18 protein-coding genes are annotated in these 18,809 nt (G+C 32.8%); 12 read left to right on the forward strand and 6 right to left on the reverse strand.

Annotated elements, in window-relative coordinates; translation table 11 throughout:
* Positions 1 to 4: 4 nt before the first annotated feature.
* The 9 genes from DMA14_RS22950 to scpA all read left to right on the forward strand — a co-directional run bounded on the left by DMA14_RS22950 (position 5) and on the right by scpA (position 8,075).
* Positions 5 to 526: an energy transducer TonB gene (locus DMA14_RS22950; RefSeq protein WP_111426724.1), complete on the forward strand. Its 522-nt coding sequence runs from the start codon at positions 5 to 7 to the stop codon at positions 524 to 526.
* 42 nt (positions 527 to 568) lie between these two features.
* Positions 569 to 1,696 carry a methionine aminotransferase gene (locus tag DMA14_RS22610; protein WP_111426725.1) on the forward strand — a complete coding sequence of 376 codons (1,128 nt, stop codon included), beginning with the start codon at positions 569 to 571 and terminating at the stop codon, positions 1,694 to 1,696.
* A 77-nt stretch (positions 1,697 to 1,773) separates the two neighbouring features.
* Complete coding sequence (locus tag DMA14_RS22615) at positions 1,774 to 2,655, forward strand: SDR family oxidoreductase (RefSeq protein WP_008467969.1); 882 nt, start codon at positions 1,774 to 1,776, stop codon at positions 2,653 to 2,655.
* Positions 2,656 to 2,906: 251 nt separating this feature from the next.
* The gene (gene udk / locus DMA14_RS22620) at positions 2,907 to 3,515 is read left to right on the forward strand and encodes a uridine kinase (RefSeq protein WP_111363887.1); all 609 of its coding nucleotides are present in this window, start codon (positions 2,907 to 2,909) and stop codon (positions 3,513 to 3,515) included.
* 147 nt (positions 3,516 to 3,662) lie between these two features.
* Positions 3,663 to 3,995 (forward strand): FtsB family cell division protein, encoded by a 333-nt coding sequence (locus DMA14_RS22625; RefSeq protein ID WP_111426726.1) that lies wholly within the window; start codon positions 3,663 to 3,665, stop codon positions 3,993 to 3,995.
* 14 nt (positions 3,996 to 4,009) lie between these two features.
* Positions 4,010 to 5,374 (forward strand): methylmalonyl-CoA mutase subunit beta, encoded by a 1,365-nt coding sequence (locus DMA14_RS22630; RefSeq protein WP_111426727.1) that lies wholly within the window; start codon positions 4,010 to 4,012, stop codon positions 5,372 to 5,374.
* Positions 5,375 to 5,413: 39 nt separating this feature from the next.
* Positions 5,414 to 5,650: a hypothetical protein gene (locus DMA14_RS22635; protein WP_111426728.1), complete on the forward strand. Its 237-nt coding sequence runs from the start codon at positions 5,414 to 5,416 to the stop codon at positions 5,648 to 5,650.
* Positions 5,640 to 5,930 (forward strand): type II toxin-antitoxin system RelE/ParE family toxin, encoded by a 291-nt coding sequence (locus tag DMA14_RS22640; protein WP_111426729.1) that lies wholly within the window; start codon positions 5,640 to 5,642, stop codon positions 5,928 to 5,930. Before DMA14_RS22635 ends, DMA14_RS22640 begins: the two co-directional genes overlap by 11 nt.
* Before the next feature lie 15 nt (positions 5,931 to 5,945).
* Positions 5,946 to 8,075, forward strand: coding sequence for a methylmalonyl-CoA mutase (gene scpA / locus DMA14_RS22645; protein WP_111426730.1), 2,130 nt, complete (start codon positions 5,946 to 5,948; stop codon positions 8,073 to 8,075).
* Between the two features lie 38 nt (positions 8,076 to 8,113).
* On the opposite strand, the gene DMA14_RS22650 is transcribed toward scpA, so the two are convergent.
* The 4 genes from DMA14_RS22650 to dapF all read right to left on the reverse strand — a co-directional run bounded on the left by DMA14_RS22650 (position 8,114) and on the right by dapF (position 11,685).
* Positions 8,114 to 8,755, reverse strand: a complete 642-nt coding sequence (locus DMA14_RS22650; RefSeq protein WP_111426731.1) for a peptidoglycan-binding protein LysM — start codon at positions 8,753 to 8,755, stop codon at positions 8,114 to 8,116.
* Between the two features lie 484 nt (positions 8,756 to 9,239).
* Positions 9,240 to 10,280, reverse strand: a complete 1,041-nt coding sequence (mltG, locus tag DMA14_RS22655) for an endolytic transglycosylase MltG (protein WP_111426732.1) — start codon at positions 10,278 to 10,280, stop codon at positions 9,240 to 9,242.
* Between the two features lie 10 nt (positions 10,281 to 10,290).
* The gene (locus tag DMA14_RS22660) at positions 10,291 to 10,824 is read right to left on the reverse strand and encodes a GNAT family N-acetyltransferase (protein WP_111426733.1); all 534 of its coding nucleotides are present in this window, start codon (positions 10,822 to 10,824) and stop codon (positions 10,291 to 10,293) included.
* Between the two features lie 78 nt (positions 10,825 to 10,902).
* On the reverse strand, positions 10,903 to 11,685 hold the full coding sequence (gene dapF / locus DMA14_RS22665; protein ID WP_111426734.1) for a diaminopimelate epimerase: 783 nt from the start codon (positions 11,683 to 11,685) through the stop codon (positions 10,903 to 10,905).
* Between the two features lie 160 nt (positions 11,686 to 11,845).
* On the opposite strand from dapF, the gene DMA14_RS22670 reads away from it, so the two are divergent.
* Both DMA14_RS22670 and DMA14_RS22675 read left to right on the forward strand, forming a co-directional pair.
* Positions 11,846 to 13,246 carry a trypsin-like peptidase domain-containing protein gene (locus DMA14_RS22670; RefSeq protein WP_111426735.1) on the forward strand — a complete coding sequence of 467 codons (1,401 nt, stop codon included), beginning with the start codon at positions 11,846 to 11,848 and terminating at the stop codon, positions 13,244 to 13,246.
* Between the two features lie 201 nt (positions 13,247 to 13,447).
* Positions 13,448 to 14,896: a glyceraldehyde-3-phosphate dehydrogenase gene (locus tag DMA14_RS22675; protein ID WP_111426736.1), complete on the forward strand. Its 1,449-nt coding sequence runs from the start codon at positions 13,448 to 13,450 to the stop codon at positions 14,894 to 14,896.
* A gap of 64 nt (positions 14,897 to 14,960) precedes the next feature.
* On the opposite strand, the gene DMA14_RS22680 is transcribed toward DMA14_RS22675, so the two are convergent.
* Positions 14,961 to 15,419, reverse strand: coding sequence for an Lrp/AsnC family transcriptional regulator (locus DMA14_RS22680; RefSeq protein WP_008467950.1), 459 nt, complete (start codon positions 15,417 to 15,419; stop codon positions 14,961 to 14,963).
* A 201-nt stretch (positions 15,420 to 15,620) separates the two neighbouring features.
* On the opposite strand from DMA14_RS22680, the gene ald reads away from it, so the two are divergent.
* Positions 15,621 to 16,739: an alanine dehydrogenase gene (gene ald, locus DMA14_RS22685; RefSeq protein WP_111426737.1), complete on the forward strand. Its 1,119-nt coding sequence runs from the start codon at positions 15,621 to 15,623 to the stop codon at positions 16,737 to 16,739.
* Positions 16,740 to 16,865: 126 nt separating this feature from the next.
* Here ald and pafA read toward each other — a convergent pair whose 3' ends face one another.
* On the reverse strand, positions 16,866 to 18,485 hold the full coding sequence (gene pafA, locus DMA14_RS22690; protein WP_111426738.1) for an alkaline phosphatase PafA: 1,620 nt from the start codon (positions 18,483 to 18,485) through the stop codon (positions 16,866 to 16,868).
* Positions 18,486 to 18,809 lie beyond the last annotated feature (324 nt).

Consider the following 18,809-nt stretch of genomic DNA (forward strand, 5'->3'; position numbering starts at 1 on the left):
CACAATGGAAAAGATTTTTCTCCTTGTTTTAATTTGTTTTGTACAAAATGCATTTTCGCAAAGCACTAAAAATAATTCTAAGACAAAAGCTTCACAAACAAAAGAATCAGAAATACCAATTGTTAAAGTTAATACTACTAATTACACTGACACAGATTTAATAGTAGATGAGCCTAACCCCTCTTCATTAGCTATAAAAAATGATGACAAAACAATTTATAACACTGCAGGTTTAGATGTAAAACCCGATTTTCCTGGAGGAATAGAGAAATTCAACAAATTTTTTTATAACAACTTTCATTATTCGGATGAAGAATATACTGCTTTGAAAGGAAAAAAAATTTACGCAACGTTTGTAGTTGAACAAGATGGAGCATTAACAGATATAAAAATCCTTAGAGATGCTGGCTATAACACAGGAGCTGAAGCAATTAGGGTTTTAAAAAAGTGTCCAAAATGGATTCCTGGAGAAATTAAAGGCAAAAAAGTTAGAGCTTTATACTCAATACCACTAACAATAAATTAGCTAGTATAACACTCACAAGTTTTTCCCTAACCAAACTTTATCATGAGTAAACTCCCAAACGTAACCACAAGCATTTTCACGGTAATGTCAAAAATGGCAACGGAATACAATGCCATCAATCTTTCTCAGGGATTTCCAAATTTTCCGGTTGACGAAAGATTAACTGATATTGTTGCCAGATTAGCAAAGGAAAATGTACACCAATATACTCCAATGGCAGGTTATCCGCCATTGATGAACAAAATTGCAAAATTAACTCAGGATTCTTATAACAGAACAATAAATCCAGATACAGAACTTTTGGTTACAGCTGGTGCAACGCAAGGAATTTTTACCACAATTTTGGCTTTAGTAAAAGAAAATGACGAAGTAATTATTCTCGATCCAAGTTATGATTCTTATGAATCTCCTGTTTTACTCTGCAAAGCAAAACCTGTTCGAGTAGCACTGAATGACGATTATACGCCAAATTGGGAACGAATTGAAAAAGCATGTTCTGCTAAAACCAGAATGATGATTATCAATAATCCGCATAATCCGACAGGGAAAATTTTAACCGAAAATGATTTTGTTCAATTAAAAAATCTTCTTGAAAAATATCCTGATATTATAGTTTTATCAGATGAAGTTTACGAATATATTACTTTCGAAGAAAAACATATTTCTGCACATACAAAAGATTTCCTTTTAGATCGTTGTGTTATGGTTTCTTCTTTTGGAAAATCATTTCACATAACGGGTTGGAAAATTGGCTATACCATTGCACCAGAACATTTAATGAAAGAAATCAAAAAAGTGCATCAGTTTTTGGTTTTCAGCGTAAACAGCATTTCTCAGTTTGCAATAAGCGAATATCTTGATATTGTTGATGTTAATCTTCTTGGAAAATTCTATCAGGAAAAACGAGATTATTTTCAGAAACTACTCCAAAATAGCCGTTTTGAATTAAAACCTTGTGAGGGAACGTATTTTCAAGTCGCTTCTTATGCTAATATTTCAAATGATGACGATGTTACTTTCTGCAAAAATCTGATTATCGATCATGGTGTTGCTGCAATTCCAATTTCAACTTTCTACTCAGATCATAAAGACCAAAAATTAATTCGTTTCTGCTTCGCCAAAGACGATTTTACACTTGAGTCCGCAGCAAAAAAATTATGTGAAATATAAAATTTATTGAAATTTTATAACATTATTATGCGTGCATCCTATTTTATTTAATTAATATTGTAAAAAAAAGAAAAAATATGAGCTACACAGATAAAATGTTACGTGATGATGCTTTAAAAGGCAAAGTCATTGTCGTTACAGGCGGCGGAAGCGGTTTAGGCAAAGCTATGACCAAATATTTTCTCGAATTAGGAGCTCAAGTAGCGATAACTTCTAGAGATTTAGAGAAGTTAAAAACTACAGCTGCCGAACTGGAAAGCCAGACTGGAGGTAAATGTCTTCCTCTTCAATGTGATGTTCGTCATTATGAAGAAGTAGAAAACATGCTTCAGGAAACTTTAAAAGTTTTTGGAAAAGTAGATGTTCTTTTAAATAATGCGGCAGGAAATTTCATTTCGCCAACAGAAAGATTATCAGCCAATGCATTTGATACTGTTATAGATATCGTGCTTAAAGGTTCTAAAAACTGTACGTTGGCTTTTGGAAAACACTGGATTGATACGAAGCAAACTTCGGCAACGATTTTAAATATAGTAACTACTTACGCTTGGACAGGATCGGCTTATGTTGTTCCTAGTGCTACGGCAAAAGCGGGAGTTTTGGCAATGACACGAAGTCTTGCTGTAGAATGGGCAAAATACGGAATTCGTTCTAACGCAATTGCCCCTGGACCATTCCCTACAAAAGGTGCTTGGGACAGATTATTGCCTGGAGATCTTTCAGAGAAATTTGACATGGCCAAAAAAGTGCCACTAAAAAGAGTTGGAGACCATCAAGAATTAGCAAATTTAGCAGCTTATTTAGTTTCTGATTTTTCATCTTATATCAACGGAGATGTAATCACAATTGACGGTGGCGAATGGCTAAAAGGTGCTGGACAATTCAATTTATTAGAAGCGATTCCAGAAGAACTTTGGGATCAGCTTGAAATGATGATAAAAGCAAAAAAGAATAAATAATTACAAGTGCTTACTAAATTCAGAATATTTTTTTTAAACTATACTGATTGCACAAAATCCCGAAAGTAAACTTTCGGGATTTTTTTATGTTTTTTGCCATATAAGCAATATAAATTCAGCTAAGTAACATTTTATTTAAACATTTTCTAACTTAATTTTACTTACGTTACTTATATGTTTAAAATCATAATGTTTTAATACAATTCAGTTAAATTATTATTTTTGCCAAACAAATATCAAACAAAAATTTTATGCTCATTATTGGAATTGCAGGAGGAACTGGAAGCGGAAAAACAACGGTTGTACACCAAATCATGAACGAATTACCAGACACTGAAGTTGGTGTAATTTCTCAAGATTCGTATTATAAAGAAAACCATAACTTGTCTTTTGACGAGAGAGCATTAATCAATTTTGATCACCCTCGTGCCATTGATTTTGAATTATTGGTAAAACATCTTAAAGCTTTAAAAGCTGGAGAGACTATCGATCAGCCTGTATATTCATTTATTCAACATAACAGAACTGATGATACAATTACCACTCATCCTAGAAAAGTAATGATTGTTGAAGGAATCTTAATTTTGACCAATCCAGAATTGCGTGAGCTTTTTGATATCAAAATTTATGTTCATGCCGATTCTGATGAAAGATTAATTCGTCGTTTAAAAAGAGATATTTCTGAACGCGGACGTGATATTGACGAGGTTTTAAACCGTTACCAAACTACTTTAAAGCCTATGCATGAGCAATTTATAGAACCAACTAAAGCATTTGCAGATATTATTATCCCAAATGACAAATACAATACAGTAGCAATTGATGTAGTTCGGGCTGTAATTAATCAGCGTATTTCATAATTTTTATCGTAAATTTAAACCATAATAATTAGGAGCTATTTCCCGCTTTCGCCTTTATCTTTTTATGGCAGAAAAAGCCATAAAAAGGATACCGGCTCTATCGGGGCTAGAGACAACATTCAAATTCAAAAGAAATATTCGTTTAAAATGAAATTTAAAAATCCATACAAAGACAAAAGATGGTTTAAATACCTAGGAAACAAATACGTTTGGGTTTTGCTATTTTTTATAGTTTGGATGTTATTTTTAGACAATTACTCTTATTTTGATCATCGTTTTCTAGATCAACAGATACATGAACTTGAGGATAATAAAAAGTATTATCAAGAGGAAATCAGAAAAGATCAAGAACAGATTAAACAGCTCAAAAATCCAGAACAAATTGAAAAATACGCTCGCGAAAAGTACTTTATGAAAAAAGACAGCGAGGATATTTACATCATACAATTTGAAGGAGACACAATTCAAGAAAAAGAATAATCAAAAAAACTACAATGGCCACTAACCTATTCGACGATTTTAATCCGATTTCATCCAAACAATGGAAACAAAAAATTCAGTTTGAATTAGATGGAGCCGATTACAATCAAACTGTTATTTGGAATTCTCCAGAAGATATTCAGGTAAAACCTTTTTATCATAGCGATGAATTTACAAAAGCCGCAAATATAAATACACAAGCCTCAGATTTTAAAATCTGCCAAAATATCTTTGTTTTTGATGTAGAAAAATCTATCGAACGCGCTTTAAACACTTTAGAAAGAGGTGCAGAAAGTCTTCGTTTTACAATTGAAAATGATAAAATTGATGTTCAAAAACTATTGGAGAATCTTCCTTTAGAAAACAAAAACATTTACTTTAATTTCAATTTTATCTCAATCGATTTCGTTAAAAAATTAGACACTATTTCAATTCAGAAAAAAGCTAATTTTTACTGCAATTTTGACCCAATCGGACAATTGGCAAGAGAAGGGAATTGGTTTACAACTTCCGAGAAAAACAATTTTGAAACCCTAGATTTACTTTTTAAAAATACAACCCATTTAAATCTGCTGAGTGTAGATTTGGGCTTGTATCAAAATTCAGGCGCCAATATTACGCAGCAGATTGCTTACAGCTTAGCACACGCAAACGAATATTTAAATCGTTTCTCTGATACTGCAAAATCTATCGTTTTTCAGGTTTCTGTTGGAACAAATTATTTTTTCGAAATAGCTAAACTTCGTGCGCTTCGAATGCTTTTTGATTTAATTGCTGCAGAATACGATTCGAAAATCGAATGTCATATACTGGCAACTCCAACAAAACGAAATAAAACCATATACGATTACAATGTCAATATGCTTCGCACCACAACTGAATGTATGTCGGCAATTTTGGGTGGCGCAGATGCAATTGCTAATTTGCCTTACGACACATTGTACCACAAAGACAACGAATTTGGCGATCGTATTTCAAGAAATCAGCTTTTGATTTTAAAGCATGAAAGTTATTTTGACAAAGTAGACAACCCAGCCGACGGAAGCTATTATATAGAAAGCTTAACGATGCAATTGGCAGAAAAAAGCTTGGCTTTATTTAAAGATATTGAAGCCAGCGGCGGTTTCTTGAAACTTTTAAACGATGGCACAATCAAGAAGAAAATTCAAGAAAGTGCCAATAAAGAACAAGAATTATTCGATTCTAAAAAAGAAATTCTTTTAGGCACAAATAAATATCCAAACAAAGAAGACCGAATGAAACATGATTTAGAATTGTTTCCTTTTGTAAAAATAAAACCAAGAAAAACATTAATTACACCAATTATCGAAAAGAGATTGGCAGAGAAAATGGAGCAGGAAAGACTGGAGCTTGAGTAAACCGATTTTAATTCGTTATATTTAATAAAAACTATAATTATGGAAGCCATTAGACAAATAATATCTGTTAAAAATCATTCTGTAACTGTTGTCTTGCCAGATGATTTTACTGCGGAGAAAGTAGAAGTAATTATTTTACCGGTTCAAAATGATGAATATCAAGTTCCTCAATGGCAAATTGATCAAGTTAGAGAAAGAACAGAAAACTATTTAAGAAATCCAAAGAATGTTACTGACATCGATGATTTTTTAAAAGAAATTGAAGATGAGTTATAAAATAGTTATTCTTGAGGAAGCTAAAGCGGATTATAAAGAGTCGTTATTATTTTACAAAAATATAAATCCAAAATTAGCTGTCAGATTTAATGACTCTTTCAAAAAAAGCATTGCCTTTATTACTAAGAATCCATTTCAATTTCAAATAAAATATGACGATGTTAGAATCATCTTTTTTAGAACTTTCCCATACGCTATACAATATTCAATATATGAAAATTCTGTTATCATAAAATCTATTTTTCATACATCAAGAGATAGTGATTTGAACGTATTTTAAAAAACAACATTTACATTGAGAAAAGACCTTAAACATATTACTCTTCAAAGTCAAAAGCTGAAAACTGAAAGTCAAGAATCAAATTCTACACATAACTTTACGACTGCCGAAGGAATCGAAATCAAAAAAAACTATTCGGAGAAAGATATCGAAGAATTAGAATTTCTGGATTTTGGAGCTGGTTTTGCACCCAATTTGCGCGGACCATACGCAACGATGTATGTACGCCGTCCGTGGACTATTCGCCAATATGCCGGATTTTCGACAGCGGAAGAAAGTAATGCTTTTTACAGAAAAAATTTAGCTGCGGGTCAAAAAGGACTTTCTATTGCTTTTGATCTTCCAACGCATCGCGGTTACGATTCTGATCACGAAAGAGTTGTTGGTGACGTTGGAAAAGCAGGAGTTGCCATTGATTCTGTTGAAGACATGAAAGTGCTTTTTGATCAGATTCCATTGGACGAAATGTCAGTTTCTATGACCATGAATGGAGCCGTTTTACCTATTATGGCTTTTTATATTGTTGCTGCAGAAGAACAAGGCGTTAGTCCAGAAAAATTAGCAGGAACAATCCAAAACGATATTTTAAAGGAGTTTATGGTTAGAAATACTTATATCTATCCTCCTACTCCTTCTATGAAAATAATCGCTGATATATTTGAATTTACGAGCAAAAAAATGCCAAAATTCAATTCTATTTCCATTTCTGGTTACCACATGCAGGAAGCTGGAGCGACGGCAGATATTGAATTAGCTTATACTTTAGCAGATGGTTTAGAATATATCAGGACAGGATTATCGACAGGAATGACCATTGACGATTTTGCTCCAAGATTGTCTTTCTTTTGGGCAATTGGCATGAATCATTTTATGGAAATTGCCAAAATGAGAGCTGGCCGAATGATTTGGGCAAAACTATTACAACAGTTTAATCCGAAAAGCGATAAATCTTTGGCATTAAGAACGCATTGCCAAACCAGTGGATGGAGTTTGACAGAACAAGATCCATTTAACAATGTTGCCAGAACTTGTATAGAAGCTTCTGCTGCCGTTTTTGGAGGGACACAATCATTGCATACCAATGCTTTAGATGAGGCAATTGCGCTTCCCACAGATTTCTCCGCCAGAATTGCTAGAAATACGCAAATATTTCTTCAAGAGGAAACTAAAATCACTAAAACGGTCGATCCTTGGGCTGGAAGTTATTATGTTGAAAGTCTGACAAATGAAATTGTTGAGAAAACTTGGAAATTAATTGAAGAAGTAGAAGAACTTGGCGGAATGACCAAAGCAATTGAAGCTGGAATTCCGAAACTTCGAATTGAAGAGGCGGCCGCAAGAAAACAAGCAAGAATAGACAGCGGACAAGATATTATTGTTGGTGTAAATAAATACCGTTTAGAAAAAGAAGATCCATTGGATATTCTGGATGTAGACAATCAATTGGTTCGTAAACAGCAAGTCGAACGTCTTGAAGAAATAAAGCGAACCAGAGATTCTGAAAAAGTAAATAAGTCATTAGAAAAATTAATCCATTGTGCTCAGACAGGACAAGGAAACTTATTAGAAAATGCAGTTGAAGCCGCTAGAAACAGAGCAACATTAGGCGAAATCAGTAATGCATTGGAAACTGTTTTTGGCCGTTTTAAAGCACAAATTAAATCTTTTAGCGGAGTGTATAGTGCAGCAATAAAAAATGACGAGAATTTTGAGCGAGCAAAACAATTAGCTGATGTTTTTGCTAAACAAGAAGGAAGACGCCCTAGAATTATGATTGCAAAAATGGGACAAGATGGTCACGATCGAGGTGCAAAAGTAGTTGCAACAGGTTATGCCGATGTAGGTTTTGATGTTGACATTGGCCCTCTATTCCAAACTCCAGCAGAAGCCGCAAAACAGGCTGTGGAAAATGATGTGCATATCTTGGGAGTTTCATCGCTTGCTGCAGGACACAAAACTTTAGTACCACAAGTAATAGAAGAACTAAAAAAACATGGACGCGAAGATATAATGGTAATTGTAGGCGGTGTTATTCCGTCTCAGGACTATCAATTCTTGTTTGATGCGGGCGCCTCAGCAGTTTTTGGTCCAGGAACTAAAATAAGTGAAGCAGCTATAAAAATCTTAGAAGCTTTAATAGATTAAAAGAAAAATCCCTAATTAAAGGGATTTTCTTTTTTCATTTAGTCATTTACTGTTGCGTTACTATCTGCTTCTATAAAAGAAAGATCGTAACCTGCAAAATCTCTCATGTAGCTTTTCAAAGAAGTCCCGAAAGCATCTCTAAAATGTCTGCTTCCTTTGTTCTTGAAAAAATTCTTTACAGAACCTGCACCACCTAAATGCGCTGCAGCTAAAATTCCAGATTCGGTAATTTCGATACCACTGATGATTTTACCTTGATACTTTTCGATTTCGTAACGTAAAATCCATTTGTTTTTGGCTAACAAAGCCATAAAAGCTTTTTCTTGTAGAGCAGGATCTTTTAAAAAGGCTTTATTATCATTAATTCCAATTGCTCTCAAAGCTTTAGAACCAAATTGATATTTACCCATATAACCAAGAGTGTTTACTAATCTGTATTGCCCTTGTGATTCTTTAAAAGCGACTGCTTCTTTAAATCCTATTAGACGATTTCCTGTAAATGGAACATTTGCGATTTTAGGATAATCATCTTTTTCTTTTGATGGAAAAATGTATTCTGATCCATCCGTTTTTTCAATTAAAAACCAAAGTTTGGTTTCATGGTTAGAGGGAATAAATCCCAAACTTAAAAATGTAATAATAACGACTAAACTCGCATAAAAATACCATTTCTTTATCATAAATTGTTTTTCTTCAAGACACTGTCACTCTCTTGAAATTTCTACGCTGCAAAGATAAGCTATTTTAAAAATATACTTAAAATCAGCAGTTTAGCGTTTTTTACGTAAAAACGTAAATCACTTTCATCCCAGTTATAATAATGGATTGCGTGAGATTTCCACTCTCTCGTTTTATCTTCAAAAATTGAAAATTAGAGTCAAAAAAAATCGCATTTTATATAAATTTTAAGCAAATTTCATTAAAATGAAAGAATAAACCTACAATGATATTGTATTATTTTACTCAAATCTTGAAAGTCACTTTTCGAATTCTATAAAATTCAACATTAAAAAATGTTTATTTTTTTATTACTTCAATCTAAAAAATACCTACAATAGTAATTTCATAAATTTTTGATTTCGGCCATATTTTCATGTTCGAAAAAAAATAAAAAAAACCGAAGTAAATTTTACTTCGGTTTCTAATCTTTTTTCAGTTTTAAATTTATCTTGTCACACCTTGACTTGCTATCCAATCAGAATATTTTTTTGCATTTACATTATGTTCTGCTAATGTTGCCGCAAATTCATGATATCCGAAACGATCAACACTTGCACAGAAATAGATATAATCGTTCTTTTCTGGATTCAAAACTGCTTCCAATGCTGTAATATCAGGCATTGCAATTGGTCCTGGCGGAAGTCCTTTATTCACATAAGTATTATATGGAGATCTCATTACCAAATCATTATAAAAAACTCTTTTTATAACCTGATCAAAATCGTTATCTCTCAATTTTAAAGCATAAATAACGGTTGGATCTGCTTGTAATGGCATTTCTAAACGCAAACGGTTTAAATAAACTCCCGCAATTCTAGGTCTCTCGTCTTTTTTAACCGACTCTTTATGAACAATTGATGCTAAAATTGTGGCTTGAACTGGAGTTAATCCTTGCGCTTTTGCTTTAGCAATTCTATCAGCTGTCCAGAAATTATGATATTCTTTAATCATCTTATCACGGAACTTTTCTGCCGATGTATTCCAATAAATTTCATACGTATTTGGAATAAACATTGCAAAGACATTTTCTTCATTAAATCCGTTTGCAGCTAAGAATGTTGAATCTTTTATAGCTTTCATTAATGATAAACTGTCCGCTTCGATTTCTTTTCCAATTCTTCCTGCAAAATTCTCTAAACGTTCTTGATTATTAAAAACCAACTTAACTGGAATATTAGAACGCATTGCACGAACTAAGTCGATATTATTCATGTCCTTCTTTAAAAGAAAACGTCCCGACTTTACATTTTCTGGATAATCTCTTTTTTCAGCAACCATTTCGAAGTTGTCAAAATTCTTTATGTAAGGTGCCAAAATCTTTTTTACATCAGCATAATTTGCATCTGTTGGCACATAGACATATACTTCTTTTTCTTCAAATTTAGTATTAGAACTAAATATTTTACTGATTAATATAAAACCATAAATCAATAAAACTGAAATTATGGCTACGGCACTTATTGTGATTATTTTTTTTAGACTCAAAGCTTAAAATTTAAATTTGTTTGTTAATTAGCTGAAAAATTGCCTCATCGTGATAGTGGTTATGATACAAAATCCAGTCTTTTTTTATTCCGATTTTCTTAAAACCAAATTTAGTAAAAAGTGCAATACTCGCTACATTTTGCACACCAATATTTGCGTACAATTGATGGAGATTTAAATTAGTAAAAGAATATTTAATTAAAAGCTCTAAAGCCTCAGAACCAATGTTTTTTCCCTGATTTTCTTCTTTCTGAATGACAATACCAATCCCTGCCCTATTATTTCTAGGATCAAATTCAAACAAATCAATCAGTCCAATAGCAGGAAAATCTTCGTCCTGACAGATTGCCAAACGAAGCTGTTTTGCCTCATAAATATCCTGATGAGCATTTTCTAAATATTGTTTAATCAAAAAACGGCTGTAGGGAGTCTGCGTATTGCTAACTTCCCAGATATTCTCATCATTTTCTATAGAATAAATGAACTCTAAATCTTGAGGTTCAAGTGCCCGCAAATAAATTGAATCTCCTTTTAATGTTATCATTTAGATATTTCAGATTTTAGATTGTAGATTTTAAAATCTCAATTGGATTTTGGAATTTAAAAAATTGGTATTTATAAACTAAATCTCTATTGTTCCTTTAAATACGAATTTTGCAGGTCCTGTTAAGAAAACATTGGTATAACCATCATTATCTTTATTAAAAGAAACGACAAGTTTTCCGCCTTCAACATTTAAGTTTATTGAAGTTTTATCAGTTTCGCCAATCGCATTCATTGCAATTGCTACTGCTGTTGCGCCAGTACCGCAGGCAAGAGTTTCGTCTTCAACACCTCTTTCGTAAGTTCTCAAAGAAAAAGTATCATTATCTACTTTTTTAACAAAATTGATATTACTTCCTTTTTCTCCATATAATTCTCCGTAACGAATTGCAGCTCCGTTTTCTTTTACATTATAATGCTCCAAATCATCTACAATTTGAACATGATGAGGCGAACCTGTATTTAGGAAAGTATAAGAATCTTTTTTCTGGATTTCATTAACATCAATCATCTGTAAAGAAACAATTGAGTCTGCCTTTACAGAAGCGTGATGTAATCCATCAGTTGCGATAAAAGTGGTTTTGTCGTCAATTACTCCCAGTTGATTGGCAAAAGCAACCAGACAACGCCCGCCGTTTCCGCACATTGAACTTTGGTTTCCATCAGAATTATAGTAAACCATTCTGAAGTCAGTTTCAGAATCATTTTCAAGTAAAATTAATCCGTCAGCTCCAATTCCGAAACGTCTGTCACACAGACGCTCAATAAGTTTTACATCGTCTTTTGGAAAGAAATTTGTACGGTTATCAATCATTACAAAATCGTTTCCGGTACCTTGATATTTATAAAATTCTATTTGCATTTTTTAGTTGTTAGAAATACAAAAGTACGAACTATTAATTAATGAAATGTTAATCATTGTTAAAGAGAGTTAAACCATTTTTCCAAATAATTTTTTGAAGTATTTTTACGTTAAATATTAAAAACATAAATTTCTAATAACTTAAATTATAAATTCTAAAATGAAAAGATTTTCAGCCTTATTTTTAGTGTCATTATTAAGTGGTGCTATTACTCTTGGTGCTTACAAGTTATTATTTGAAAGCAACAATTCTTTTTTTGGAAAAGGAAATTCTGTTGTAACTCTTGCCCCTAACTCTTATGGAAAAAATGTTGGTTTAGGTGCCGAAATACTAGATTTTACCGAGGCCGCAGACAAAACCGTTCACACTGTTGTTCACGTAAAAAATGTTTCGAGAAGAACTGTCAGTAACCCAATGCTTGAGTTTTTCTACGGATACGGCGGACAGCAACAGCAAGAACAAGTAGGAACTGGTTCTGGTGTAATTATTTCTGAAGACGGATATATTGTTACTAATAATCACGTAATTAAAGACGCTACAGAAATTGAAATTACTTTAAACAATAAAAAATCATACAAAGCGAAGTTAATTGGTACAGATTCTAAAATGGACATTGCTCTTTTAAAAATCAATGCCGATGAGAAACTTCCTTACACTGCTTTTGCCAATTCTGACAATGTAAAAGTTGGAGAATGGGTATTGGCAGTTGGAAATCCTTACAACTTGACTTCTACTGTAACCGCAGGAATTGTTTCTGCGAAAGCTAGAAATTTAGACCAAAGCGGAATCCAATCTTTCATACAAACTGATGCTGCCGTAAACCCAGGTAATAGCGGTGGAGCGTTGGTAAATGCAAGAGGAGAATTAATCGGAATTAACACCATGATTTCTTCAATGACAGGTTCTTATGTTGGATATTCTTTTGCTGTTCCTTCAAATATTGCTCGCAAAATTATTGAGGATATTATGGAATATGGAAATGTTCAAAGAGGTATTCTTGGAGTTGAAGGAGGCGAATTGAATGCAACTGCTTCTAAAGAATTAGGAGTAACAGAAACACAAGGATTCTATATTAATAGAGTTTCTAAAAACTCAGGTGCAGAAAAAGCTGGTTTGACGAAAGGTGATATTATCGTAAAACTCGATGATCAAAATATTGCAACTTATGCTGATTTATCTGGCTACATCAATACAAAACGCCCAAATGATGTTGTAAAAGTAACTTATATTAAAGAAGGAAAAACCAAAACTGTTCCTGTTACTTTAAGTAAAAATGAGTTTTACAGCGCTGAATTTAAAGGGATTGAATTAGAAAATATTGATGCTGCTGATAAGAAAAAATTCAGAATTGATTACGGTGTTAAAATTAAAAACATCACAAACGAGAATTTAATGCAATATCAAAACGAACTACTAGGAAATATTATCCTAAGTATTGATAATGTAAAAGCAACCAACGTTGAAACAGTTTCAAAACTTTTAAGCAAAAAAGATGAAGGACAAAGCGTAAGAATTGAAATGATCAACAGAAACGGAGAGATTTTCAGAATAATTATTTAAGTCACAGTTTTCAGTCACAGTTTTCAGTTATTAAAAACTGAAAACTGTGACTGCGACTGAAAACTTCAAAAAAGCCATCTTAAGAAAATTAAGGTGGCTTTTTTATTTTCAAAAATAAATGCTAAAATAGTTTACGAAATCGATTGAAATAGATACTTTTGCGCAAAATTTTAAAATAGTGAGCATTTTATTTTTTCAATTATGAGTAACAAATCATTGTACCAAAAAGAGGTATCCTTACAAGTCGACCGAAGAAAAGCCGGAGTCGAATTAATTAAAATCATAAGCGATTTATGGTATGACAAGTCTATCGAAATGGTTTTATTCAAAAATCAGTTATTGGATAAAAACGTTAGCGATATTATCAATCTTCATCAATATGCTGGTGAATTCGTGGGTAAGCCGATCAGTATTTTTGATTCGGTTGAAATCGCAAAAGTAGTTTTATCATTAGATCTTCCGCCAGCAAAAATAGATCTTGGAAAACTAACTTATGAATATCGTTTAGAAGATGAAAAATATCCCGATGCAAGATATTTTGTTATTGAAAAATTGAAAAAAGCAAAATCTTCAAAAGAAATCAAACCAAAAGATATTGTTTTGTATGGTTTCGGAAGAATTGGACGTTTATTAGCGAGAGAGCTAATGTCTAAAACTGGAAAAGGAGATCAATTACGTCTGAGAGCAATTGTAACCCGTGATAAAAATGATGCAACAAGTTTAGAGAAACGAGCTTCTCTATTACGATATGACTCAATTCATGGAGATTTTCAAGGATCTGTAATTGCCGATGCTAAAAACAACGCTTTAATCATAAACGGAACAACTGTTCATATCATTACAGCAAATTCCCCAGAAGAAATTGATTACACTTCATACGGAATAAATGATGCTTTAGTAATTGATAATACTGGAGCATTTACAACCGAAGAAGCATTAAAAAGACATTTAACATCAAATGGAGCGAGCAAAGTTTTATTAACTGCTCCAGGAAAAGGTGTTCCGAATATTGTACATGGTGTAAATCATAATGAATTTAATCCCGATGATGTAAATATTTTTTCTGCCGCATCTTGCACAACAAATGCCATCACTCCAATTTTAAAAGTGGTTGAAGAAACTCTTGGTGTTGTAAAAGGGCATTTAGAAACAATTCATGCCTACACCAACGACCAAAATCTGGTTGATAATATGCATAGAAAATACCGTCGCGGTAGAGCAGCAGCTTTAAACATGGTTATTACCGAAACTGGCGCAGGAAGTGCTGTAGCAAAAGCTTTACCAACATTAGAAGGTAAATTAACTTCAAATGCAATTCGTGTACCTGTTCCTAACGGTTCTCTTGTTGTTTTAAATTTAGAAGTAAAAAAAGCAACATCAATTGCGGCTATTAATAAAATCATGAAGAAATATGCTCTTGAAGGAGAACTAGTAGAGCAAATAAAATATTCTTTAAACAACGAATTAGTTTCGTCTGACATAGTTGGAACTTCTGCTCCATCTATTTATGACAGCAATGCTACAATTGTTTCTAAAGATGGAAAAAACATTGTATTGTATATCTGGTACGATAACGAATATGGTTATAGTCATCAAGTTATTCGTTTAGCGAAATATATTGCCAAAGTAAGACGTTATACATATTATTAATTCAACCAAACTAACTTTTTTTCTTAAAACCATCAAGATATTCTTGATGGTTTTTTGTTTTAATTTAAATAGGAAGAACAGTAGTACTTTTTACCTCCGAAATCACAAAAACGGTATTTATTAAAGAAACTTCAGGCAGAACCGATAATTTTTTCTGATGAAAATGATGGTAACTTTCCATGTCTGGAATTATAATCTTAAGCATATAATCGAAGTTTCCTGACACATAATTACATTCGACAACCTCTGGCAAATTCAAAATCGACTGATTAAATCCTTCCGAAGTATCATAAGTCTGTTTTGTCAGCGTAACTTGACAGTAAACCGTCAAATTATTCCCAAGTTTTTTCTTGTCGAGAAGTGTCACATATTTTTCTATAATACCATCTTTTTCAAGACGTTTCACACGATCATGAACAGGCGTCAAAGACAAATTTATTTTGTTTGCGATGTCTTTTAAAGTGTAGTGCGCATCTTCCTGTAATAAGCGTAAGATTTTTTTGTCAATTTCATCTAAAGCCATAACGAAAACGTTTTATTAAAATTAGCTCGATTTAGTCTTTTTTTCTTTTTGAAGAATAAATTTTGCTTCAAAACAGAATATTTTTCTGTAAAAGTAAAAAATAAAATAATATTTTCTTATTTATTAAGCATTAAACCATAATTTATTCTCTATCTGTAGATTTGTAAAACAAATTCAATAAAAACAAAAAAATATAACAAAATGATAATAGGTGTTCCTAAAGAAATAAAAAATAACGAGAACAGAGTTGCTTTAACTCCTGCAGGTGTTTCAGAAATGAAAAAACACGGACATACAGTATATGTTCAATCTACTGCTGGTTTAGGAAGTGGTTTTGCTGATGCAGAATATGCTGAAGCTGGTGCGATTGTTTTACCAACTATTGAAGAAGTTTATGCTATTGCAGAAATGATCATCAAAGTAAAAGAGCCAATTGCTTCTGAATATCCATTGATCAAAAAAGATCAATTATTATTCACATATTTCCACTTTGCTTCTTCAGAAGAACTAACGCATGCAATGTTAGAAAAAGGAGCTGTTTGTTTAGCTTACGAAACTGTAGAAAAAACAGACAGAAGTTTGCCATTATTGGTTCCAATGTCTGAAGTTGCAGGTCGTATGGCAATTCAACAAGGAGCAAAATACCTTGAAAAACCATTAAAAGGAAGAGGAATTCTTTTAGGAGGTGTTCCAGGTGTACCACCAGCAAAAGTATTAGTTTTAGGTGGTGGAATCGTAGGAACTCAAGCTGCTAAAATGGCTGCTGGTTTAGGTGCTCAAGTTACTATTATGGACTTAAGCTTACCACGTTTACGTCAATTGGATGATATCATGCCAGCAAACGTAAACACAGAAATGTCTAACCACTACAATATCACAAGAGCAATTAAAGATGCTGACCTAATTGTTGGTGCAGTTTTAATTCCAGGAGCAAAAGCACCTCACTTGATTACTCGTGACATGCTTAAATTAATGCGTCCAGGAACTGTTGTTGTTGACGTAGCTGTTGACCAAGGAGGATGTATCGAAACTTGTACACCAACAACTCACGAAAATCCAACTTTCATTATTGACGATATCGTTCACTACTGTGTAGCTAATATGCCAGGAGCTGTACCTTACACTTCTACTTTAGCTTTAACAAACGCAACTTTACCATATGCTGTACAATTAGCAAACAAAGGATGGGAAAAAGCTTGTGCAGAAAATGAAGAATTGAAAAAAGGATTGAATGTAGCTAATGGAAAAATCCTTTACAAAGGAGTTGCAGAAGCTTGGAATCTTCCTTTTAATGAAGAAATAGTATTAGCAAACGCATAGTGCTAATACTTATATAAGTGCTTACTAAATCACTATTACAAGAAGGCTTTTCTTAATTGAAAAACCTTTTTTTATGCCATAAAAAAAACCTGTCACGAAGACAGGTTTTTCTAAATACAATATTTTTTACTTTTTATTATCAAGAACTTCAGTCATAACTTTTGCTTCGGTTCCATTTGGAAAAGTAACTTTAATTTTCTGAGCTATTGTTGGAGCAATCTCTGTAATTGCTTTTTTATCATAAGACTCTCCTTTTTTGATATGCCAGCCATAGAAAATAGCTGGAACATGTGTATCGTAACTATAAATTGTACCATGTGATGTTCCTGTTGGTGTATATTCAATCATTCCAGGTTTATCTACAATAACTAAATCACCATTCTGAGTAACATCATAGCCTTTTGCTACAAAATTAAGAGCGTAATCATTTCCAGCATTAGCTAAAATTTCTTCTTCAGTATAAACTTTTTTAACTTGCGGCTGAGTAATTAAGAACTTCTTAAAAGCATCTTTAACTTTATCAAGATCTAATTTTTTATCCTTAATAGTTTGCTTATTGAAGAACACATTAAAGTTTGAATAATTTTGAACTAAATCTACACCAAAAGTCTTAGTCGAAAAATCCTGTAAACTTTTCTTAACGTCTTTAGAAGGGTAATTATCTACATTATATTTACGATCTTTTAAATAAATAACATTTTCTGCACCAGCATGGTCAGCTGTTAAGAAAAGCAAATAATTTCCTTTACCAACCGTTTTATCAAGATATGCTAAAAAATCAGCAATGGTTTGATCCAATCTCAAGTAAGTATCTTGAAGCTCCATAGATCTTGGCCCCAATAAATGACCTACGTAGTCTGTAGAAGAAAAACTAACCGTTAAGAAATCAGTAATATTATCTTTACCCAATTCTTCTTTCTCAATAGCTCTTTTTGCAAATTCAGCTAAAAGATCATTTCCAAAAGGCGTAGCTCTAATAACACCAGCGTCATTTTTCTCATACATTGATTTTAAATCGTATGGGAAAACTGGTGCAGCACTTCCATATAATTTCCCTTCGTATGGATTGTTATCTGGAAGACTCTCATTGTAAACCGAAGCAGGTTTATACAAGTCCCAACCTTTATTAATGTATTTTAAGTAGTTTTTTTCGTTATTGAATTCAGTAACCCACTCTGGCAATTTTTCACCGTAAAAAGTACTAGAAATAAAAGAACCTGTTTTACTATACCAAAATGCCCAATTTGCGAAATGTCCAGCTGGCAATATAGCACCTCGATCTTTTAAACTCAAACCAATAACTTTTCCCGTAAAATTAGTAGCCATTCTAACTTCGTCAGTAATTGTTGTACTTTGAAGGTTTTTAGGCGACATAGCACCTTCTTCTGCTGTGCCGTCACCTACAGTTTTAACGCTAGCATCATCAGTACAATACGTTTCTTTACCAAGCGTTCTGCTAAACCATTCGTTACCTACAATTCCGTGAGTAGCTGGAGTTGTACCTGTGTAGATTGAAGCATGCCCAGGAGCAGTATAAGTTGGCATATAATTGTAATGCATATTCTGGAAAGTAAATCCATCATTCATTAGTCTTTTAAAGCCATTTGGAGAAAAATCATCCGAAAAACGATATAAATATTCCATTTTCATTTGATCGACAACTATACCCACGACTAACTTTGGACGTTGTTGCGCACTTAGACTTGTTACAACAAGAAGTGCTAACAATAAAATATTTTTCTTCATATTTAAAAAGTAATTTAAACACAAAAATACTCATTCAAATCCAAAAAGTCTAAAGTATCAATATCTAACCGCAGACAATTGACTATAATTTAACACTTATTGCCTCAAGCTTTCAAATATTTATAGAGTTTTCTTTTTTGTTTCATTGTCCACTGCTTTCTTGCAGTAGAAAAATGAAGTTTTGAACGTCCCACAAGTAGATCCTGCCCCTCTTTCTGAAGCTATATTTGGACTCAGCATTCAAAATTCTACAAAACAAAAAAATCCCCATCAGATTAATGATGAGGATTCTAAAAAGAAAGGCGACGACATACTCTCCCACAA

Source organism: Flavobacterium sharifuzzamanii, assembly GCF_003254585.1.
GTDB lineage: Bacteria > Bacteroidota > Bacteroidia > Flavobacteriales > Flavobacteriaceae > Flavobacterium > Flavobacterium sharifuzzamanii.